24 protein-coding genes, 1 tRNA gene and 2 pseudogenes are annotated in these 20920 nt (G+C 55.9%); 3 read left to right on the top strand and 24 right to left on the bottom strand.

What is annotated here, in order from left to right; all coding sequences use genetic code 11:
- Positions 1 to 144: 144 nt before the first annotated feature.
- The 10 genes from DW088_RS02350 to DW088_RS02305 form a co-directional block, all read right to left on the bottom strand.
- Positions 145 to 1059: a HipA domain-containing protein gene (locus DW088_RS02350; protein ID WP_118359268.1), complete on the bottom strand. Its 915-nt coding sequence runs from the start codon at positions 1057 to 1059 to the stop codon at positions 145 to 147.
- Between the two features lie 5 nt (positions 1060 to 1064).
- Positions 1065 to 1337, bottom strand: a complete 273-nt coding sequence (locus DW088_RS02345) for a hypothetical protein (protein ID WP_118359266.1) — start codon at positions 1335 to 1337, stop codon at positions 1065 to 1067.
- A 93-nt stretch (positions 1338 to 1430) separates the two neighbouring features.
- A complete protein-coding gene (locus DW088_RS02340) occupies positions 1431 to 2159 on the bottom strand; it encodes a DNA-methyltransferase (protein WP_024723025.1) in 729 nt (242 codons plus the stop codon).
- Positions 2149 to 2739 carry a hypothetical protein gene (locus DW088_RS02335; protein WP_118359264.1) on the bottom strand — a complete coding sequence of 197 codons (591 nt, stop codon included), beginning with the start codon at positions 2737 to 2739 and terminating at the stop codon, positions 2149 to 2151. Before DW088_RS02335 ends, DW088_RS02340 begins: the two co-directional genes overlap by 11 nt.
- Positions 2740 to 3513, bottom strand: coding sequence for a DUF7768 domain-containing protein (locus tag DW088_RS02330; protein WP_118359262.1), 774 nt, complete (start codon positions 3511 to 3513; stop codon positions 2740 to 2742).
- Positions 3510 to 4151 carry a hypothetical protein gene (locus tag DW088_RS02325; RefSeq protein ID WP_118359660.1) on the bottom strand — a complete coding sequence of 214 codons (642 nt, stop codon included), beginning with the start codon at positions 4149 to 4151 and terminating at the stop codon, positions 3510 to 3512. Before DW088_RS02325 ends, DW088_RS02330 begins: the two co-directional genes overlap by 4 nt.
- Before the next feature lie 14 nt (positions 4152 to 4165).
- Positions 4166 to 4900, bottom strand: a complete 735-nt coding sequence (locus DW088_RS02320; protein ID WP_118359260.1) for a phosphoadenosine phosphosulfate reductase — start codon at positions 4898 to 4900, stop codon at positions 4166 to 4168.
- Positions 4897 to 6048 carry a methionine adenosyltransferase gene (gene metK / locus DW088_RS02315; protein ID WP_118359258.1) on the bottom strand — a complete coding sequence of 384 codons (1152 nt, stop codon included), beginning with the start codon at positions 6046 to 6048 and terminating at the stop codon, positions 4897 to 4899. Before metK ends, DW088_RS02320 begins: the two co-directional genes overlap by 4 nt.
- Complete coding sequence (locus tag DW088_RS02310; protein WP_243029744.1) at positions 6038 to 6403, bottom strand: DUF3846 domain-containing protein; 366 nt, start codon at positions 6401 to 6403, stop codon at positions 6038 to 6040. The genes metK and DW088_RS02310 overlap by 11 nt, the downstream gene beginning before the upstream one ends.
- A gap of 110 nt (positions 6404 to 6513) precedes the next feature.
- The gene (locus DW088_RS02305; RefSeq protein ID WP_118359254.1) at positions 6514 to 6780 is read right to left on the bottom strand and encodes a hypothetical protein; all 267 of its coding nucleotides are present in this window, start codon (positions 6778 to 6780) and stop codon (positions 6514 to 6516) included.
- Between the two features lie 146 nt (positions 6781 to 6926).
- Here DW088_RS02305 and DW088_RS02300 point away from each other — a divergent pair, with 146 nt between their 5' ends.
- Positions 6927 to 7136 carry a hypothetical protein gene (locus tag DW088_RS02300; protein WP_118359252.1) on the top strand — a complete coding sequence of 70 codons (210 nt, stop codon included), beginning with the start codon at positions 6927 to 6929 and terminating at the stop codon, positions 7134 to 7136.
- 1 nt (position 7137) lies between these two features.
- On the opposite strand, the gene DW088_RS02295 is transcribed toward DW088_RS02300, so the two are convergent.
- From DW088_RS02295 to DW088_RS02230, 14 genes are all read right to left on the bottom strand, one after another.
- Positions 7138 to 7641 carry a gamma-glutamylcyclotransferase family protein gene (locus DW088_RS02295; protein ID WP_118359250.1) on the bottom strand — a complete coding sequence of 168 codons (504 nt, stop codon included), beginning with the start codon at positions 7639 to 7641 and terminating at the stop codon, positions 7138 to 7140.
- Between the two features lies 1 nt (position 7642).
- Positions 7643 to 7891, bottom strand: coding sequence for a hypothetical protein (locus DW088_RS02290; protein ID WP_118359248.1), 249 nt, complete (start codon positions 7889 to 7891; stop codon positions 7643 to 7645).
- A gap of 5 nt (positions 7892 to 7896) precedes the next feature.
- Positions 7897 to 8859 (bottom strand): amidoligase family protein, encoded by a 963-nt coding sequence (locus tag DW088_RS02285; protein WP_118359246.1) that lies wholly within the window; start codon positions 8857 to 8859, stop codon positions 7897 to 7899.
- Positions 8856 to 10001, bottom strand: a complete 1146-nt coding sequence (dcm, locus tag DW088_RS02280) for a DNA (cytosine-5-)-methyltransferase (protein WP_118359244.1) — start codon at positions 9999 to 10001, stop codon at positions 8856 to 8858. Before dcm ends, DW088_RS02285 begins: the two co-directional genes overlap by 4 nt.
- A 14-nt stretch (positions 10002 to 10015) precedes the next feature.
- A complete protein-coding gene (locus DW088_RS16175; RefSeq protein ID WP_243029742.1) occupies positions 10016 to 10318 on the bottom strand; it encodes a hypothetical protein in 303 nt (100 codons plus the stop codon).
- A complete protein-coding gene (locus tag DW088_RS02270) occupies positions 10308 to 11234 on the bottom strand; it encodes a ParM/StbA family protein (RefSeq protein WP_118359242.1) in 927 nt (308 codons plus the stop codon). Before DW088_RS02270 ends, DW088_RS16175 begins: the two co-directional genes overlap by 11 nt.
- Entirely contained in the window at positions 11231 to 12286 is a 1056-nt protein-coding gene (locus tag DW088_RS02265; protein ID WP_243029740.1) for a DUF4240 domain-containing protein, read from the bottom strand. Before DW088_RS02265 ends, DW088_RS02270 begins: the two co-directional genes overlap by 4 nt.
- Complete coding sequence (locus DW088_RS02260; RefSeq protein ID WP_118359240.1) at positions 12273 to 12701, bottom strand: synapsin-1 (Synapsin I); 429 nt, start codon at positions 12699 to 12701, stop codon at positions 12273 to 12275. The genes DW088_RS02265 and DW088_RS02260 overlap by 14 nt, the downstream gene beginning before the upstream one ends.
- Positions 12652 to 13629: a hypothetical protein gene (locus DW088_RS02255; RefSeq protein WP_243029738.1), complete on the bottom strand. Its 978-nt coding sequence runs from the start codon at positions 13627 to 13629 to the stop codon at positions 12652 to 12654. Before DW088_RS02255 ends, DW088_RS02260 begins: the two co-directional genes overlap by 50 nt.
- A complete protein-coding gene (locus DW088_RS02250; protein ID WP_118359238.1) occupies positions 13629 to 14003 on the bottom strand; it encodes a single-stranded DNA-binding protein in 375 nt (124 codons plus the stop codon). The genes DW088_RS02255 and DW088_RS02250 overlap by 1 nt, the downstream gene beginning before the upstream one ends.
- 87 nt (positions 14004 to 14090) lie before the next feature.
- On the bottom strand, positions 14091 to 17357 hold the full coding sequence (locus DW088_RS02245) for an S-layer homology domain-containing protein (RefSeq protein ID WP_118359236.1): 3267 nt from the start codon (positions 17355 to 17357) through the stop codon (positions 14091 to 14093).
- Positions 17358 to 17412: 55 nt separating this feature from the next.
- A complete protein-coding gene (locus DW088_RS02240; RefSeq protein WP_243029736.1) occupies positions 17413 to 18330 on the bottom strand; it encodes a toprim domain-containing protein in 918 nt (305 codons plus the stop codon).
- A 123-nt stretch (positions 18331 to 18453) separates the two neighbouring features.
- Positions 18454 to 18885, bottom strand: a complete 432-nt coding sequence (locus tag DW088_RS02235; protein ID WP_199720392.1) for a translation initiation factor 2 — start codon at positions 18883 to 18885, stop codon at positions 18454 to 18456.
- Between the two features lie 394 nt (positions 18886 to 19279).
- A tRNA-Ala gene (locus tag DW088_RS02230) sits at positions 19280 to 19355 on the bottom strand.
- A 308-nt stretch (positions 19356 to 19663) separates the two neighbouring features.
- Here DW088_RS02230 and DW088_RS16695 point away from each other — a divergent pair.
- Together DW088_RS16695 and DW088_RS16690 are read left to right on the top strand one after the other, a co-directional pair.
- Positions 19664 to 20064 (top strand): annotated as a pseudogene (locus tag DW088_RS16695) (transposase).
- 23 nt (positions 20065 to 20087) lie between these two features.
- Positions 20088 to 20824, top strand: a pseudogene (locus DW088_RS16690) (IS256 family transposase).
- The last annotated feature ends 96 nt before the right edge of the window (positions 20825 to 20920 follow it).

The following is a 20920-nucleotide window of genomic DNA, read 5'->3' as shown; positions in this document are numbered from 1 at the left end:
CACGGTCCGCACCTTTTCCAGAAAAAGAAATGTCTGGCAGCAGCGCCAGACATCCGGTTTCGCAGGGTCCTTCCGCACAGGGTGTCAATGTAACACCCAAAATAGAAACGGCAGGGTGTCTTGATGACACCCTGCCTGTCATTATTACCGTTCAAAATCATGATCGTGCGCCAAACGCTCCCGTTTCTCCAATTTTCGCATTGAGAAATCAAGAATTCGCTCTTTTCTGACCTGCAGCATGGTCTTATAAAACTGCTTTTGCAAATCAGACGCAAATGGCGTTTCGTCAATGATCGTAAATATTTGCTCCATGTTGATTCTCGGAAGGATTCGCTTCAGTGCCGCATTGCAATCCGGATAAGACAACGACGAAATGAAGTTAAAATAATTGATTCTCTGTCCGTTGATCTTTATGCCGGAGAGAGGTAGAGAAAAGGTCCGAAGATCCTGCTCCTTCTGGCTTTCCAGTGTATTTCGCATGATGCTTTCGTCAGCCTGTGGGTAAAGGCTGCTGCCGCAGTCATATACAGGAGCCAAGTGGATCTCATCCGTCATGGTATTATACAGAAATCCCCAGTTGCCATTATGCCGATCCCAGTTGCCGATCAGGGCATCTACGATAAACATATCCCAGAAGTGCTGTTTCAGCAGCGCGGGTGAAAAGGCTGTCTGGTCCTCCATAGCTTGTGTGATATCAGACAGTTCTGTACCATAGCCGCTGTGTCCGGAATTGATCACCGTATTTTTCAGAGATGCGAAGTCCTGCAGCACGATTCCTGGTGAAGTGAAATCCTTGCAGGCAACAACAATTTTTTCCGCACCGTTTTTTCTGTAGATTCCCAAAAGCGTTTCCTGTGCGGCAATACCAACGCTGTTGAAAATATGGCAGCCAATGTATTCTGAAATGCAGCTATTGGCATAACTCAACTCTTTATTTTTAGGAGCGGGTGCCGGGAATTTCAGCATATACTGTTCACCGTCGTAAATGACAGCGATCTTTGCGCCATTCGCTCCTGCATAAAACTTTTTGCGGGTGGGTAAGGCTGTAAAATCAAGCACAATACTCACTCCTTTCCCATACGGAGATATTTTTCTCTCAGATACCATGCCTGTTCTGATGAGATGACCTGCTCTACTTCATAGGAATTGATCAGCGCATTCAGGTCACACCAGCAAAGATCCCAATGGTTATCCTGCCTGCCGCTATCAATGATGTTCCATGATTCCTCCATTCTCAGGATGGATTCGTGGAGGTCTTCCGGCAGTCCACATTCCAAATAGGACTGGTCCAGCGGCTTTCCCGTTTCCGGATCATATTGTGCGTTTCGATCATTCATACCTGCGTCCTCGCTTGTAACACCATTCTATTGTTTTTATTATACCGACTTATCCCTGTTTTAGCAAGTAGTGTTGCCAGACAGCCCAATAGATCATGCCGCCTTTTCCAGCTCGGCCCGGATACGTTCCCGTGCCAGCTCCGCATAGGTGTCTGTGACTTCGATGCCGGTGGCGGTATAGCCCTCCTGCACAGCCGCCAGCACCGTGGTACCGCTGCCAGCAAAGGGGTCCAGAATATGCCCGCCCGGTTCCGTGATCTTCACGATGTCCCGCATCAGCTGCAGCGGCTTCTCCGTCAGATGGATGCGACTCTGGGGATTGCCGTATTTGAACACCCCCGGCAGACACGGGACCGGACGGCTGATAGGCATATCGCCGTTGGAGCCCCAGACGATATATTCCGCCTGCTGGCGGAAGCGCCCCTTCTGCGGGCGGCTGTTGCCCTTATCCCAGACAGCGGTGCCTCGCCAGATCCAACCGGCCCACTGGAGAGCGTCTGTCGCCGCGGGAAGCTGCCGCCAGTCGATAAACATACATACCGGCGCACCGCTCTTGCATACCTTTCGCGCTTCATACAACCACTCCGCCGCCCAACGGGTCCAGGAGCGCTGGTCCTTGGCGTCCCCATCGAAAGGGGGCGGCGCGTTCTCGCCCATACTGGAATACTTCCGGGCGGTGGATTTGTTTTTCTCCGCCTGGGTGCGCCCACCGGACGCATAGGGCGGATCGGTGATCACAGCGTCAAAGGTGTTGGGGGCAAAGGTCCCCAGCACCTTCAGGGCATCCCCCTGGAGGATGCTCCATTTCTGATTATCGCTCATACTCATGCTTCTCCTTCTTTTTCGTTCGATTTTCGCGGGGCGGAGACAGCTCCGTTTCCACATATTCGCTGATGATTCCCAGTGCTTCCTCGTAGCTGTGGCACGCTCCGCCCATGATGCGGGTCTGCATTTCCTTTGCTTCTGTCGCCATGCCATTCTGCCGAAGAACTCTGGCGGCAATACCCATCAGATTAAAGATGTTGCCGTCCTGCCCCAGCAGAGGGCAGAGGGGACGAGGTTTCTCCTGCCGGGCGGAGCGAAATCCACCCAGTCTGTTGGGAACATAGTCGGACAGCCATGTGCCGCCGAATGCGCCGTGGGTCTGCAAACGCCACATCGCCAGCTTTCCCATATCCACCTGAATGTTCTCGAAGGGGAACAGCAGATTGTTGAGTCCATCGTGCTGAAAAACCTTGACCGTCTCAAAGCGGCTGCCATTCTGCAGGATGCCGTCCTGCGTCAGCAGGTCATTGATGCCATCCAGCCACTCCTGCGCCTCGCCGCCGCAGCCCTGCAGCACAAGCCCTTCCTGATGCTCCATATCCCGCAGATCGTCCGCGGTGATCTTTTCAATCGGCATTTATCGCTCCTTTCTGCCGAGGCGTCTTGCAGGCGGCGTCCGTCCAATGGTCTTCTGATCCGTCAACACGGGGATGCCCAGCTCGCCGGCTTTATAGATCTCCTGCCACATCCCATCCGTCCAGACCGGACCGTACACATTCATCTGCTGGCAGGATTCCAGCAGGCGCAGTCCCATCGCCCTGGCTTTTTCGTCCTGGGCGGGATCGTCGGGATCTGCGACAGGTGGGAACAGCAGATGCGGACAGATAGGGATATTTCCCTCCACAAACACCTCCTGCGCTTTCTGCCGCGCAAACTCCACATTGTTTGTCACATCGCCCCGCAGCGGAGCACAGATATAGACCAGCTTAGGGCCGCTCCGTTCCAGCTCCGGCGTGCGCTCCCGGAATGCGGACAGATACTGTCCGACGGCATCCCGCAGAGCGGCATAGTCCGCGGCAGTGGGATGATAGGCGTACCATTCCACTTTTCCGTAGTCATCCCACAGGTGGGGAATGACGCCGCTGCGGAAGTTGGGATTGTTCGGCACCTGCTTTTTACCCCAGACATCCTGAAAGCGCAGCAGCGTCCGGTCCACCACGCCCTCCGTGCGGTTGAGCACCGTGAGGCGGATGGCGTCATATTGGCTGGAGATATGGGTAGAGAGAAACTCCGCCCGTACACGCAGGTCCTTTCCGAGATCTCCCACGCACACACGCCCGGAGAATTGAGGCCGATCCACGAGATCGCCGTGTTCAAACAGCTTTCGCAATTCCTGCTCATACACGGTCATCGCTCCACACCTCGTTTCTTTGGCGTTTTTGTTTTCATGGGACTTACTTCTTTTTGCAGAGGTTTCAAAGTCTCACGCCCGATGCCGCGGATCACGCTCCGGCTCTTGCCGCTCAGGACAAAGGTATCCCTTGTATCGTTGCGGACTTCCTCGCAGGGCAGGATCACGGCAGAACCGGTGATGCGGATATCCCCCTGCACCGTGCCATACACCTTGCAGTTGCCGGACAGGATGGGAGTCCCCATCGTATGGGGATCGTGAATGATCTGCGCGTTTCCGGAAGCCAGCGCTTTTCCGGTCATGGAGGCCCCGCGGAGATAGGCGTTGTCCTCGGCGCGGCTGTGGCCGCTCATCACGCTGCCTTTGGAAACATAGGCGCTGCCACAGGCAATGGCGTCGCCCCGCAGACAGGCGTCCCGATCCACATAGGCGTCACCCGCTGCAATGGCGTCATCGAAGATCCACGCGCAGTCTCCCGGCTCCGCGGACAGGTTGCTTTCGCTTTCCACGAAGCCACCTATGTCGCCTGCGCAGATCTCGCCGCAGATATCCCGCAGCGCACGGATGCGGTGCAGGAACGGATATTCCTCATGGGCAATGTCTGTGATCTCATATTTCTGATTGCTGATGGTTCTCATCTCCTTTTCCTTTTTTATGCCGCTTTTTGGCACAGGGCATCTTCTTTTCGGAATGCCGCATCGATGTCGGAAAAGCGCTCCGTGCGGTTGAATTTCTCGGACACCTTTCCCGGCATGGCCTGCAGCTCCAGCATTCTTGCCCACAGCTCCGGATGGTGGTCATAAAGGTGCCGCAGTTCCTTCCGCTTGGCATTCGGGCAGAACCAGCAGCCGCCACGGTCTGTGAACGCATAGACAGGTGAAAGCAGCCCTGCCGTTTGGCAGAGCTGCTTTGCATCCTCTTCGGTGTAGTGATATTTTTCCAGCAGGGACACCTGATCTCCCTGCAAGCGGCGCAAGCGCACCGGCTCATCGCTGGCGATGCCCACATACTGCACAGTATCCGGTGTCAGAGTCCTGTTATACCGGCGGATGGGACGGAGCTTGCAGTCCCGCTGAACGTAGCAATGCCCGCACAGAGGGAATCCGCGCCGAAGTCCTTTTTTCGGGCCGCGAGTAACTGTTCCGGCAAACAGGTCCAGATAGGTCTTATCCGAACGCAGCACACGGACAGGAACCCCCAACTGTTCCAGTCTGGGGAGCGCAGTCTCATAGATGAATGCCCGATGCTCCGGCACCTCGCCGGAGATCCTTTTATCGAACATCACCTCGCAGTAAACCGCTTCATCCAGCGGTTCCCCGTGCTCCAGCGCCAGCAGGATCGTGGCAAGGCTGTCTTTGCCGAAGGAGCAGGACGCGATATGCTTCATCGCTCCGATGCCCCCATATCTTTGGCGCGGCAGGCACATTCCAGCACTTTTGTCATGTCCGTGCGCTCCCAGGGCGCGTCCGCATGGGTGAAGTGTCCGTAATTGCAGAACTTTTGGAACATGGACTGATCCAGTCCCAGCGTTCCGATCATGCCGTCCGGCGTCAGGTTGAATACGGTACGGACAGCCTGCTCCAGCACATCATCGGAATAGATGCCGGTATACTCCGTATCCACCGTCACCGCTACAGGCTGTGCCTTACCGATGGCATAGGCAAGGCTGATGGTGCAGCGCTTTGCCAGTCCCGCCGCCACGATATTCTTGGCAATATAACGGGCCATGTACGCGCCGCTGCGGTCCACCTTCGTTCCATCCTTGCCGGACAGCGCGCCGCCGCCATGAGGGACGAGGCCGCCGTAGGTATCCACCATCAGCTTGCGTCCGGTGAGTCCGGTGTCCGCTTCAAAACCGCCCTGGACAAATCGACCGGAGGGATTGACCAGCACTTCGGTATGCTCGTCCAGCGGAAGTTCCTGCATGGCGGGTCGGATCACATGGCGCAGGATGTCCCGGCGCAGTTCCGGCAGGGGCAGCTCCTCCTCATGCTGGCAGGATACCACCACTGCGGCAATGCGGTACGGAACTCCAAAGCGGTATTCCACAGACACCTGCGCCTTGCCGTCCGGACGCAGGCCGGGGATGATGCCCTGCCTGCGGGTATCGGTCAACAGGCGGGTCAGTCGATGGGCCAGCACCACAGGCAGGGGCAGCAGCTCCTTTGTTTCATCGCAGGCAAAGCCGTACAGGATTCCCTGATCTCCTGCGCCGGTCTCCGTGCCGCCACACACAGCTTCCGCAATGTCAGGACTCTGCTCATGGGTGATGACCTCCACCTCATAGTCACTGCCGCCGTATCCGGCTTCCCGCACCGTCCTGCAAATAATGGCAGGGATATCCGGAATCTTCGCTGCTGTGATCTCGCCTGCGGCGATGATCTTTCCGGCTGTGGCCATGACCTCGCAGGCAACGCGGGCAGCAACATCCTGCGTAAGACAGGCATCCACCACCGCGTCCGCGATGGTGTCACAGAGCTTGTCGGGATGTCCCTCGGTGACTGACTCGGCGGTCAAAATGCAGTTATCTTTCATATTCATGTTTCTCCTTTTTCATCGGTTTCTTATGTGCCTCCGGCTGTTTCGGAACAGAAAGGATCATTTCATGGCTGTATTTGTCCTTGTACTTTTCGATCTGCTGCTCCGTCAGCGAGGCAAAATCATCCTCTTTAAGACCGGCAACAAAAAATGTGCCGCAGACAATGTCATACGGCACACCGTGATCATCGGTCAGAGCGCGGTTCCACGGCAGGCCCAGCAGCTTGCCCTCGTCATTTGCGATGAGCGCCACCGGGTCATCGAAGGGGTAAACTGCCTGAATGGTGCCGCCTACGAGCTCCTGCATGGCAGAAAGAGTGTGGTCGATCTCCTGCACTTCAGGCATTTCCATGGGGCGCACCACAAGGACTTTCATTTTTTCTGTGCTGATATGGGTTCCTCCTTCTTCAAAAGAAAAGCGGCAGCAGCAGATTCCTCTGCCGTTGCCGCAAATGGTGATTCTTATTCTTTTTTGGATGCCAATGTCCGGGTCTTCAGCAGGGCATTCTCCAACGCCCGATGATCTTCATGCTCTGACCACCATTGGGGACGCAGGAATCCCAGCGCCGCAGCCGCCCATTCATAATCGGTCCGTTCCAGTGCGCCGCCCAGCAGTCCCTGCCGGAATTTCCGGTGCCGTTCCCGCACCGCCGGGTCAACACTATCCCGTTCCAGATACAGTTCCAGAAATCCGCCGAGGACAGCTGCTTCCTCCATCGTGTAAAACATATCCGCACCCCTTCCACAAACAGGGGATATTGTAACACAGACCGTGGAAAATGAACACCTCTTTTTTCACTCCGACTGTCTGTTGCGCGGATACCGCGCCTGTGATACACTGTGCTTATGAACAAAAATATGAGGAGGCGGCTGTGATGATATGGTATTGGGAGCTTTCATGGCTGTGGAAGATGCTTGGCGTCGCTTTACTGGTTTCCGCGGTATGCGTCGCCGCGGCCGCGCTGATCAGCAAGGCGGCAAAAATCCGCCCCGGCAAAAAGGTTTTCCTGCTCGTTGGGATCTTGGCCTTTGTGATCTCTATTCTGGTGATCTTCTTTCTTGCACAGACGCCGGCGCTGCTCTGAGTTACCGCTCCGGTCCTCTGTTTCGCTCAGGCGCTCGCTTTGGCTTGTCAATCCTGCCGCTCCACACCTCGTCAATGGTCCTGCTCCACGCATCCCGAAGGGAGTCCACCGGCAGGCCGTTGGCTTCAAAGCCCCGCTGGATCACGCGGTAATAATATGGGGACGGCAGTGCAGGCTGGCGGCAATACGGCTCCGCCATGATATAGACCATAACTGGGAGCTCAGCGCCAGCCGCGTCTTTAACAGTCACGGTTTCTTTCGTGTAATGGCGGGGATACCCCTCATACCGATCCAGAGACTGTTCACAGTTTGGCGTGAGCTTCCACACCAGTCCGTGGACAGTACTGCCTTTTTTCGGCGCAACGGTAGCAAAGCCGCTGCCGCGGAAGCGCAGTTCGTAGTTTTCCAGCCTGACCGGTCCCACGATCTCAGCATCCGGACAGCGCTGCGCCATCTGCTCCAGATCAAGGTTGCTGCCGTAGGCAAAATACAGGTTTTCCTCCACGTCATACCTCCGGCATCGTCAGAGCGCCAAAGCGTTCCAGATGACGGAGCAGGGCTGCCGCCTGCGTCTCCGCATCGCCATCCGGCAGCGGACAGTCCATTCCCGTGGTGCGCATGACATTGTTCTGTACAAACCAGATGTAGGTCTCCACATCCGGGAACTCTGTGGGATCAAAGCTGAGATCCCGAAGCTGTTCCATGATCCCGGCTGCGGTTCCTTCGTACACGGTATCTTCAATTTGAATCTTCAAAGGCTTCACCTCTCCATTTCTCTGGATTTTTTCTTCTTTTGATTGACTGCATAGCTGTCCTTATCGAAACGCCACGCCCGATCACCGTCCAGATTTGCCAACAGGTGGTCACGGGTATGCTTGAATTCCTCGCCGTTGAGTCCCAGCCGCACCAGCCAGACCCGGAAGGTAAACAGCTCATTGTCGCTGTGGGTCTTGCGCATGACCGTGCTGCGCTGGGCAATAGCCTGGGCGGAGATGGCAAGGCACAGATTCACATAGGCGGCGACTTTTCCCGCATGGAGTGTGGAATTGAAGCAGCGCCATTCCACCGTCCCCCGGTAAAAGACCGAATGCAGATTCAGCGCGTAATAGCGGGTCCAGTTATAGTGGTCTGCGCTGCCGTTATCCCCCTCGTACCAGATATTCTCCAGCTGCGTCAGGTCCCTTGTCTCATCCGACGAAAGCCTGCGTGCCTGCTTCAGCATGGGTTCCCGCACCTTCTGACACCAGCGGGACGCCCGGCTTTCATTGACCTGCAGCGCTTTGAACAGGATATCCTCCTTGGAGTACATAATGCCGATGAGATTTTTCAGACTCTGCCTGTTATGATTGGCTGCGTCCACATGGACATGGATGCCGCAGGAGCTGTTGGCCTTGGCTCCTGCGTGGCGTACCTGCCGGACACACTCCTGCAGCTTGGGCAGTTCCGCATAGGTGAGCTTTGGCGTTACCATCTCCACACGGTATCTGTAGTCACCCGTTGCACGATAGCCGCTGCCGATCTTCTGCTCCCCGTGGATGCTGGAGTCGCTCATGACCGTCCACTCTTTGCCGTCCTGATCCGTCACACACCATTTATCGTAAGCGCCGCCCACATAGCGGGCGTCCGTTGCAAAATACGCGGCCAGCGCTGTTGCCGCCTGTTCACGGGTGATGCCGGTCATTTCCACTTCCACGCCGAAGCACTGGTCCTTCAGCCCGATCATGCGGCAGCACCGGCTTTCAGTTCCGCATCCACCTCCCGGATACGGCGTCCGATGGCTTCAATGACATTGGCGGTGACGCTGTTGCCTGCCTGCTTATACGCCTGTGCGTCGGACTGGATGGCGAGGATGCGGTCGATCTGCCATTCCTCAAAGCCCTGGAGCCGCAGACACTCCCGCGGCATCAGACGCCGGATGCGTCCGCCACGTTCCACGATGCCCTGGATACAGCTCGTCTCCAATGTGTGTGCGATATCCTGTCCCACACGACCACGGCGGGTGTTGCTCCCGGAAAAGCCGAGATCAACGCTGTCACCGAGATTCGCCTCCTTATAGCCTTTTTTCGTGGCTTCCTTGATGAGCAGAACGCCGGAACGCTCTGCTCTATGATTGGACAGCGTTGTCTGACCGTAACGGGCAGTGAGACAGCGGGCGGCCTCCGTTTGTCTCGCCTCCCCTGCACATAGATCCACAAAGGGTCTGTCCTGCGGAATGATATACAATCCTGTTTTGCCGCCCACACCTCCAGCGCCGGCAGTCTGCGTGCAGGCTATTCCGTCTGCGTCGTAGACACGGGAGCCTTGCGAGCCTCCGAGGACTTGTATAAGAGCTTTTCCACCTGTGCCGAAGATAGGAAATATTTTTCCGGCGCATCGGGGATCAAGATAGCAGATAAGGAACAGCCGCCTTCTGGATTGCGGGACTCCAAAATGTTTGCTGTTAAGCACCATCCATTCCACGCGGTACCCCAGGTCATTAAGCGTGGCGAGGATGACAGAAAACGTCCGGCCTTTGTCATGCGACAGCAGTCCTGGAACGTTTTCGAGCAGAAGATACGAAGGTCGTTTGGATTGAGCCAATCGGGCGATTTCAAAGAAGAGAGTGCCGCGGGTATCGTCAAAGCCCCTTCTTCTGCCAGCGATTGAAAATGCCTGACAAGGGAATCCTCCGCACAGAAGGTCGAAGTCCGGCAGATCTGCGGGGTCGATTTTTGTGGCATCGGGATAATATCGTTCCTCCTTTCCCGGCTCATAAATGGCCTCATAGCTGGCATTGGCATATTTGTCGATCTCGCAGTGTCCTACACACTGGAAACCGCCCGCGCGGGTCAATCCCGTGCGGAAGCCGCCGATGCCGGCGAACATATCAAAATATCGGATCAGGTCATCTCATCTCCTTCCTGCAGGGCAAGCAAAAAGCCGAGGACGCTTTCATCTACATCCACGGCGCTGCCGCTATCCTGCGCTTCTTCTTTGGTAAGCTGCGCACCCCGCAGTTCCTGCCGGATGGTCTGGCGAACGGCATCCAGCAATTCCTGCTGTCCCTTATACTCACAGACCATGCGGCAGACCGCGGCGGTGCGCTGTCCTGCGGGAATCTCCGTCAGCTTCTTCCACGCCCTGCGCTGGATGGGTGAGGACATGGAAAATGACAGATTGATCCGCTTTTTGTTACTGCTCATCGTTCTTTGTGAGCCGCTCTGCCAGCCGCTCATAGCCTTTGGCGTTGAGGGATACATCGTCAAGGATGACTGGGCGGCAAAGGCCGTCCGCAGCGGATACATTCCGCTTCAGCAGCGCCGCGCCGCCGCCCAGAAAAACAGCAGGCATGGCACGGGTATCCAGTCCGCTCTCCGTAATGGCGGAGAGCAGGCGATGGACATAGGCGTCTGCCTGCCGGTCAATAATTTTTCTGGCATCCTCGTTGATATGGACAGCATCGCCGCGCAGCACGCTTTCCATCTGTGCCGCCGTCATAGACAGGCCCAGCGTGCGGCGGATCTGCTCGCCGATCTCATCCAGACAGCGGATCATGCCAAGTTCCAGACTGCGGCAGGTCGATGCATTGGGAATACGGTTGTCCAGGCGCATCAGATCCACGGTCCATCCACCGATATCCGCCACGATCACAGAAGGCTCATCCAGCAGGATGCTCTGGGTCAAGACTGCGGCATAGCCCTGCGGGAACAGTGACACCTTACGGATGACGATGGAGTAGTCCTGTCCTTCATAGCGGAAATTCACCGTTTTCCCATCTCGGAGCAGATAGTCCCGGAATGCGTTTTTCTCCCGTCCAAAGCTGGTGAGGGGCAGTCCGGCCGCCAGATGGATCTCTGCCGCAGGCTCCGCATGACGGAAGGAGAGCTCCTTTGCGATAGCGGCCAGCGTGAGGAGGTAATAATCCTCTGTACGCGTTTTGTTCTTCTGCAGCGCCTGCCGCCCGCTGCCTACCACATAGAACTTTCCGCCGTATTCCAGCACGTCCTTCAGCGTATATGGCTCATGCTCATATGCCACCAGACCGGAGGGGAACGAGAAATGGGCCGTTTTCATAGCGGCATAGCCGTGGTCAACACCAACAATCATGGACTCGCTCATCTTGCCTCACCTCCACGGCTGCGTTTCTTCTTATTTGATGTCTGGCGTCGGTCATAGTCCTTTCCGGCATGGATCAGATCCCGGATCTCCTTCAGCTGCAGATTCCAGCGCGTTTGACCGTCCCACTCCGGATGCTTCGCGCAGAGCCGGGGCAGATATTTCTTCAGATCCGCGCCCTCTCTGGGAAACTCGATGCCGTCCTTATAGACGATATCTTGTTCCAGCTTCATCAAAAGAGCTTCATATGCGCTCCAATCTGTCTGATCATAGGCGCTTTTCCCAGTGAGCTGCTCGTAGGCATAGTCCCCGACATAGCTCAACTGCTCAAAGCAGCAATCGCCGTAGGGAACGACATCTGCAAGGCTGTCCGGGTCTGCCAGCGCGGCAAAATAGACCTCGCGCCCCTGTGCGATGAGCCAGGCGCGGAAGTCGATAAACCCATCATCGCTGCAGCCGTATTCCTTCATGATCCCTGCCGCGTCCCACAAGCCGAACTTGTCCGCGAGATCTTCATAGGCGTGGATGATGTCGTGAAAATTCTGCGCCTGCGTGGGGCCCATAGAAACCAGCCGGTCTTTCAGATAGGCCAGCATGGCATCCATGTCCTGCCCGCAGGCGTTTTTTGCCTCATGGATCAGGTCCCAGAAGGATTCTTTGTTGATCTCTGAGATCGGTTCCTTCACATTCTGTGTCTCCTTCCCAATACGTTTTTTGATGTGCGCTGCTGCACCCGCGCAGATCTTCTGATAAAACGCGCGATACTCCGGTGTGGTTTTGTCCACTTCACCGAGAATAGCACGCTCATAGGGTGTGCCGGGGACGATCTCCCAGGTAACGGTCCCAAAGTATGCCGCTTCCAGATACCGCAGCAGCGTGTGTCCGGCTGCCAGCTCAAACATTCCCCGGTTACCCTCATAGGGAAATTCCTCACAGACCTTGAGCCCGGTGACTTCTTCCGCGGCGGCATACAGCGAGAAACCGTCTGTGTCCAGCGTCGGTGCAAGCTGCGCGTACTGTTCCTCCGGGGACAGCATTTCCTCATGCTGCTCCATCTGACCGCTCCTTTCTTACCCAGCCCGCAAAACGCTCTAAAAAGTGAACGCGCCCATGCACCTTCCCGGCAGACACATCCAGCCCATTCATCTGCGCCTGAATGCGGCGCTGAATGGCTTTCAACTTCTGTGGGTCATTGCAGCAATCTACGATGACATACTCGCCGCCGCTGGTGGAGAGGATTTCCCGCTTGCCGTTCTCGTCCCGGATGCTGGACAGGAGCCGCTGTCCCAGCCGTTTCCGGTAGGCGTCCTGGAGCGCATACATATCTCCGCAGACATCATGCTTTTTCAAGATCTCCGCGATCTCACAGGAAGTGATCTTCGTCTCGGCGGACAGCTTTTGCAAAATCTCCGCCTGCGCGTCAGGCGGGATTCCCGTCCGGCTGGGCATCGTTTTCTTCGCTTTCTGCATCGGCACACCTCCAATCCGCGGGCAGGATCTTCTGCTCGATGATATCCGCAATCGTCCGGAACACCTCCGCCAGCTCGCGGGATTCCTTCACGGTATCCCGCATTTCCTCCGGAGTCATTCGCGTCCCGTCCGTCCAGCAGCGGATATTTTCTTCGGACGGCGTCAGCAGGACGGCTTTTTCATACGCTTTGCAGAAAAGCGCCGCGATCTTTCCTTTCCGGTCGATCTCGGCATCCTGCTTTTTCAGTTCTTTTTTCGCTTTTTCGTATTCCAGCGCTTCGGCGGCCGCCTGCTCCCGCTGCTCTTCCGGAAGGTCCTGAAGCTGCCGGGTCAGGTCATAGCCCTTGTTGATGGACAGTTTCTTCTTATCCAGAGCCTCCTTGATGACCTCCGGGGCGTTCTCATCGATCTGCATGACCTTGCCCATCGTGACCTCACCGATACCAACAGCATCCGCCAGTTCTTTACGAGTATTGACAGCAGTTTCTACTGAAGGAAGGTTTGACAATGTTGTCAAACCTTCCTTCGGACGATAATTCTGCCCACCGGCTACCATATTTGCCCTGGCTTTTGCCTCAATCTCCGGCTTCAGCTTCAGGGCGATCTTGCCCAGCTCCCACTTTTCCAGATTTCTGCGATTTTTCTGTGTGTCCAGCGCCCACTGCTTGGCTTCCAGCAAATCCTCAAAGGAAAACACCGCCATCATATAGAGCAGACCATGCTTTTCGCACAGCGCCTGACGGTTGTGCCCGTCGATGATCACCATGTCCTCATTGACGATGATGGGGGCGTAACAGCCGTTTCGCAGCAGATCCTCTTCCAGAGCGGCAGACTGCTCCGCGCTCAAAGGCGGGAGCAGCTCGGCCATCTCCGGCAGGATCACAGGGCTGCGTTCAGCACTGGTATATGTGATCCCGGTATTTTTCATCAGGCGGCATCCTCACAGACAGTCTCAGCATCCACAGCCTGTGCCGCGTCCTCCGCCTTGCGGGGAGACAGGAACTCCACATCGCTGGCCTTGATGAGGAAACCGGGCTGACGCTCCGGCTCATTCTCAAAGGTGATGGTCTCGAAATCACCGAACGCCGCCAACTTGCAGCCCTTCCAGGCAAACTCAGCGCAGCGCTCGGCCAGAGGGCCGCGCACCTTGATGGAGATAAAGTCGGTGAGACGGTTGCCGGCCTTATCCTTGTAGCGGCGGTCCGAGGCGATCCGCAGGATGGCGTAGGGCTTGCCGGTATTCTCGTTCATCTTCAGTTCCACATCGTGGGTCAGGTTGCCAATGGCAGTGATCTTCAGCATATTCAGTTCTCCTTTATTTTGAGTGTTTTTAGATTTGGATAAAAATGCGGGTGGTCTGCTATCAGACCACCCGCAGAGGGATACGATTTACTTGTTCCAGCTTTCGCTCTCGCCAAGCACAGCAGTGTGAGCGTTGGCGGCTTCCATGACGGCATAATACGCCCAATGCTTGCGGCTGACATCCGGGAAGGTGTTCAGCTTACGGAGATTGTCCGCGATGTAGTCCTCGTCCGCTTCGCGTCCCAGCAGGCGGTTGACGATGGTGACAACCTCGGCGCGGTTGATCTCGCGCTCTGCGTGGAACGAGCCGTCCCCGTAGCCATTGATCCAGCCGTGGAGCGCCGCGTACTTGATGTATTCAGCCGCCCAATAGCCGGAAGAAACATCGTGGAAGCCGCTGAACTGCTCCATGATCTCCGCATCGCCGTCGCCGTACACATCAAAGAAACGGACAGCCATCGTGGTAAACTCAGCACGGGTAATGGCATCGTTGGGGGCAAAGATGGTCTTGCTCTTGCCGTAGGTAATGCCGTTGTTGGCGAGGTATTTCACATAGCCGCTATACCAGGCATGAGCCGGAATATCCGCGAACTTGGTTGTTGCGGCTGTGGAAATGGTATCGCCGTTCTTCTCGGCAAGCAGTCTTGCGAAAATCGCGGCGGCTTCACTGCGGGTCATGCTGCGGCTGGGGCCAAAGGTGCCGTCCGTGTAGCCGACGATGTAAACGCCGTGGCGCTCGGTCTGCTCCACTTCGGGGACGGTCAGCTCACCGTTTTTGTCGGTCTTGCCTGCGGCAGACTGGCCGAGATCGCCCTTGACCGCAACATTTTTGCCCTGCTGGGGAGCCTTCTTGTGGTCGGTGACAATGACCGTCACCTGATGCTTGGCGTCCAGATCCGCGCCGTCCGGCAGCTTCACTGTGATATTGCCGGTCTTGCCGATGGACACTGCACTGCCGGAGATGGGGCGCTTCGTGTCCGTGCGGATGACCTTGACGGTCAGCGTCCAGCGGTCGCCGTCCGCGTCCTCATAGCCAGTAGTGACCTTGCCGTCCTCATTGGTCACGCCGCTGCCGGTGGGAACGGTGATCTGACCTGCCTTGTTCGTTTTGTCTGTGGCATAGTTGTCGTTCTTGTCCGTGACAGCGATGCTCATGTTCGGCACAGCGCTCTTGTCCTTTACAAGCTGCACGGTCACGGTGGTCTGGTCGGCGTAGTCCAGCAGGCGGCTGTTCGGCAGACGGATGGAGATGCTGTTATCCTTATGGAGCGCCACGGCGGCGTTTGCTACGGGATTCTTGGTGTCGGTATCCGTGACGGTCACAAGGTATCCGCCCACAATGGCCTCACCCCTGCTGTCCGTGGTGGCGCTGTTGTAGATCTTTTCAATGGGCTGTGTCTCCAGCTTTTCGCCACACACGGTACACTCCTTGTGCTTGCTACCCTCAGAGTCGGTGGTCGGCTGCTTGTCAACGATCCAGTCGCTGGGTTTATGACCGGCAGGCTCGGTATAGTCGGTCTTGGTGGTATCGCCGCAGCGGGTGCAGGTGTTGGTGGTGTAGCCCATCTCCGTGCAGGTGGGGGCGGTCACTTCGGACTTGTAATCATGTCCCAGCGCGTTTTTCAGCACTGCGCCGCACTTGGTGCAAAGCTGGGGTTCTGTGCAAGTCGCAGGCGTACCGGGCACATGACCTGCCGCCTTGTTACCCTCGATGCGGTGATAGCCGCAGCGGGTACAGCGGTATTCCATCACGCCCTCGCCGGTGCAGGTGGCGTTGGTGACGAGGGTTCCCTTATCCCAGCTATGACCGAGCGCATCGGTGTAGTCTGTGACGAAACTGCTGCCGCAGCCGTCGCAGCGGTGGATGGTCTTGCCGCCGGTTTCGCAGGTAGCGGCGATGACATGGGATTCGTAATTGTGAGGCAGCGCCGCCGTGATGTCCTCGATATGACGGTCGCCGCAGACGGAGCACTCTCGGACGGTGTAACCGGGAGTCGTGCAGGTAGCAGCTACGGGATAGGTTCTGTACTTATGTTCGCCCTTGGGGGTGGCAGTCTGCTTCATTTCGCCGCAGCGGGAGCACAGTTCCAGCAGCTTGCCGTCCGTTTCGCAGGTGGCGTCGCGGATGACGATGCTCTGCCATGCGTGACCGAGGGAGTCCACATAGTCGCGCTTTTCGATCTTGCCGCAGTCCGTGCAGAGGTAGCGGTCATAGCCGAGGGTGGTGCAGCCGGCCTTGGTGCTGTCCAGCAGAATATACTTGTGGTTTTCACCGCAGCCCTTGTCGGTGCAGCAATTTCCGTTGCAATTCTTGTTCTGGCAGCCGCAGTTTGGATTCCCGCAGCCGCAGGCACAAGAGCCGTCATCCTTGGTGGATTCGTCACGGAGCCAAACCTTCGCTACGCCGTTCTCGGTCATCTCCACGCCCTTGTAGCTGTAGGTGATCTCGTAGTAGACCATGTACTGACCTTCCTCCGTGTAGTTGGGTGCGGAGGTCATGGTGCAGCTATCCGCACTGTTGCCGTAGCGGATAGAGGTGCGGACACCGGCTTCGGAGAGATCGCTGACCGTGATGGTGTGGGGCTTTCCGTCAACCACGCCGTAATAGTCCGCAACAACCGCCTTTGCCGCCGTGTAGTCATAGTGGACGTAGTCGCACAGGCTACACTTCTCCACCACTGCAAAGCGGCCATTCGCCGGCTGGGGCAGGACTTCCGTCACCATATCGTGGCGCTCCAGCTTGCGGCTGACCGTATGATTGGTACCGTAGCAGAACGCGCAGTAGGTGCCGCCTTTAGTGGTGACAGTGTGATAGGTATCATCCGTGTATTCGTAGGTCACGGTTTCATCCAGTTCCTGCGTAAATGCGGCGGCACAGTCGTACAGCCAGTAGACATTCTTCAGATAGCCGTACTCGCTTTTGCTCATATTTGTGTTGATGCCGCCGCAGGTTTCGCAGACGGCTTTGGTGTAGTGATATCCGGTGTAGGCGGCGTCCTTGCCGGGAATACCGTCCATTGTATCACCCTTACCGACGCCATCCACCATCGTGCCGTCCGAATATTTCACATTGCGGCTGAGTGCCGGCTGACCATTGCGGGTATATTCGGGAACGCGGAACACCTCAAAAGATGTGGCTTTGCCGCACTCACCGCACTTGAAGGTCTCGCGGGTCACGACACTGTTGGCGTCCAGCTCGTTGGTGCGGCCGGATGCCTGCATCCAGTGCTCGGCGGGGTCGTGGTAGCTGTTCTGCTGCGCGGCAAAGGCGGTGGGGATCATGCCCACGCACATGACCAGCGTCAGCAGCAGTGCCAGCGCCCTGCGGGAATAATGGTTCTGTTTCAGATTCATAGATCCTCCTTATATTTTTTGTTTTTTATCCGCGTTGAAAATGCTGTTCTTTTGGCTATCGCCCCCTTTCCCGGCTGCAAATCTTTCTTTGCAGATACTCGTTCCAATCCTTGCCGCAGCGCGGTTTCTCCACGACAACGGCATACCCCTGTAACTGATACTTTTCCTGTAATTGCCGAGCGGCTTTCTGCCCAGGCTCGTCCGCGTCCAGACACAGTGCAATACGGCGGATCTCCGGATGCGCCTGCAAATAGGTCTGCAGTGCGCCGTCATAGAGCCCGCACAGAGCAACGGCGTTGGTTGCGTCTCTATGGAGCGTGAGGTAACTCATCAGGTCGATGGGCGCTTCAAAAACACGCACCAGATCTGACCGCGGATCGTGCGGGAGGGAGAAGCCTGTGCTTTTGTCGCTGCCGGGTGCATCCCCCTTGAAGCCGGGGCTGTCCAGATCATAGGTGCCGCGCAGCCCCGCGAACTTTGCCTGTCCGGACTCATCTCTGCCGACGAAGACGCAGTTATGATGTACCGCATCCTCATACAGCAGACCGGCATTCAGAAATTGTCGGATCACCTGGGCAGCGATACCCCGCTTACGGAGATAGGCGAAGACCCTTCTGTCATCCGCATTGCGGGGCGGCAGGGAAAGCGCCTGCTTCTGGCTGATTGACTTTGGCTGTGGAGCGGGTGCGTCTCTGGCTTTCCCGTGGAAGGTCAGCAGGTACTCCACCGCTTCCGGAAAGGATTTTCCGCAAAACTGCTGGAGAAAGGTGATGGCATCCCCGCCGGTATTCTGGGAATACCGGAACCAGGTACGCCGGTCCTTGATCCGCAGGCTGTCCATCTCCGCGGTAGTATGGAAGCGTCCCACGCGCTTGACCTGATAGCCGAGGTGGGAGAGCAGCTCTGGCAGGTCCGTCTCTCTGGCGATCTGCATTTCTGTGTCTGTGAAGCGATTTCTGATCTCGCTTGCCATGATGTGTGCCTCCTTCTTTCTTTGATGAAACGCAAAAAGCCGCCCTGGGCATCTGATGATCTCAGATGCCCAGGGCGGCTTTCTCCATGTATGATTCGTTTTTTTACTTCGGCGTTTGCAGGCTTACACGGCGTTATCTTCGTTGGGGGTGTCCGTGTCCGCTGGAGTGATCACGTCGGCCACATGGGGCGCGACAGGGGGCTCAGTGGGGGCGTTCTGCTCTGCGGCGTTCTCAGCGTCCGCTTCGTCCAGCGCCTGCGTGATCAGGTTCAGCACGAAGTCTCGCTGAGTGAGCTTTTTGCCGCTGCGGAGCATCTCGCGCTCCAAGTGACGCTTGATGCGCTGGAAGAGTTCTTCGGGAATCTGGAATGCCATGGTTCTGCCTTTTTCAGTCATTTGAATGCCGCCTTTCTGATTTTCCATCATGTTGTAATAGCCTTGGATGAGGTTGGCGATGTACTCGCTGGTGGTCTGGCCCAGCCGTTCCCGTTCTTCGCTGACCCGCTCATGTAGGTCGATGGGAATCTGAGCACACAAGTTTTTGGTAGTTGCCATTCTCGGATACCTCCTTCGTTTTTTGTAACGCAAGCATACTCGAAAGGTTACGAGAAAGCTATTACCAACACCACCAAGGAATGGCAGACAAACGAAGCGAAAGCAACATAAGCACCAATGAGACGAAAAAGGCCGCCGTCCGCTCCCACATAGGGAGCCGAACGGCGGCCTGCCTTCTTATTCTTTATTCTTTTTTAAGCCTCGGTGTTCGAGTTACACCAGTCCATAAAAACGACCGGCTGCATCTCTGAAATGTCGCCTCTCGCGGGGGAAAACTGAAATTTTGAAAAATCGAGTTTTTGCAACTTTTTCATTCCAAAAGTGGCACATTATATGCGAAAACGCCGCACTTTCGTGCGGCGTTTTCGGCGTTGCATCTTTCATCAACACATTTTGGTGGAGACGGTGGGGATCGAACCCATGACCTCTTGACTGCCAGTCAAACGCTCTCCCAGCTGAGCTACGCCCCCGATTCGGCTAATAAACTTTGCATAAAAATTATAACGCAACGGATCGGTTAATGTCAAGCACAGAGCATCTGGCAGTATCACCGAAATTGCAAAGTAAAAATTGGTAGTGCTGCCGAAAATTTAGGCGGAACTGCCAAGTTTTATCTGCTGTTGTGACTCCATCCCAAACTTTGTGTAAACCTCCAACAAGGTGTAGAATAGAAGTAGGATGACGGAGGTAATCACAATGGCAAGAAGGGAAAAACCCCAGAAGAAAACACACGTCGTGAAAAATTCGTGAGTTGCTGCAGCTGGCGAATGTAGGCAGCATGGATGACATTCAGGAACTGTTCAATGACACTATCGCGGAGTTCATGGAAAACGGTCTGGAGGCCGAGCTGGACGATCAGCTGGGCTACAGCCGGTATGACTACAAGAACAAGGACACGGATAACAGCCGGAACGGGCACAGCATCAAAACCCTGCGCACCAGTTTTGACGATGTAGAGGTATCTGTGCCGTGGGATCGCAAGAGCGAATTCGAACCCAAGGTGCTGCGGAAAAATCAGACCAGCGTCAGCCAGGACATCGAGGAGAAGATCCTGTCGATGTATGCAAGGGCATGACGACCAGCGATATCGAAGCACATATTCAGGATATTTACGGCGTAGATGTCTCTGATACCACAGTAAGCCGTATCACAGATAAAACCTTCCAAACCTTCCCGTAGCGAAAGAGTGGCAGCAGAGGCCGCTGGAGTCCATTTATGCGGTTGTTTTCCTGGATGCGATTCACTATCATGTACGCAGTGAGGGATATATCGTGAAGAAGGCCGTTTATATCGCGATCGGCATTGATCTGGACGGGCATAAGGATGTTCTCGGTATGTGGGTTGGCGAGAACGAAAGTGTGAAATTCTGGGCTACCGTACGGAACAGCCTGAAAAATCGGGGTGTCGAGGATGTTTTCATTGCCTGTACGGATAATTTGACCGGTTTTCTGCGGCGATTGAGGCAGTTTTCCCTAAAACTGAGATTCAAAACCGCATTATTCACCAGATTCGAAATTCCAGCAAATATGTCTCCTACAAGGATTTGAAGGCACTTATGGCTGACTTGAAAGCAGTCTACGCAGCGGTAGATGAACCGGCTGCTTTGGACGCGTTAGACACGTTTGCAGAACACTGGGGCAAGAAGTATCCTAAGATTTCTCAGTCATGGAGGGATAACTGGGCAAATCTCAGCACTTATTTTAAGTTTCCTCAAGAACTTCGGCGGCTGATCTATACGACCAACACTATCGAAGGCTTCAACCGTCAGCTTCGCAAAGTGACAAAAGCAAAATCTGTATTTCCGACCGATGACAGCCTGTTTAAGATGCTGTATCTGGCGATGATGGATATTACCCGGAAGTGGACCGGCCACAGACAGGACTGGAGTATGATTCATGCCCAGCTGGCAATCTATTTTGAGGATCGGATGCCTGATTAACAACCCGGCTCGAAGGTCAAGGGGCGCTACGCCGCCGGCGAGGCTCCAATGGACGAGGGTGTCCCTTGACTTCCGCCCATGTCGGCGTTATGTTGT

Source organism: Butyricicoccus sp. AM05-1 (genome assembly GCF_003474415.1).
In the GTDB taxonomy this organism is placed as follows: domain Bacteria; phylum Bacillota; class Clostridia; order Oscillospirales; family Butyricicoccaceae; genus Agathobaculum; species Agathobaculum butyriciproducens.
Note: the sequence above shows the minus strand (reverse complement) of the source record. Positions and strands in the feature narration are given on the sequence as shown.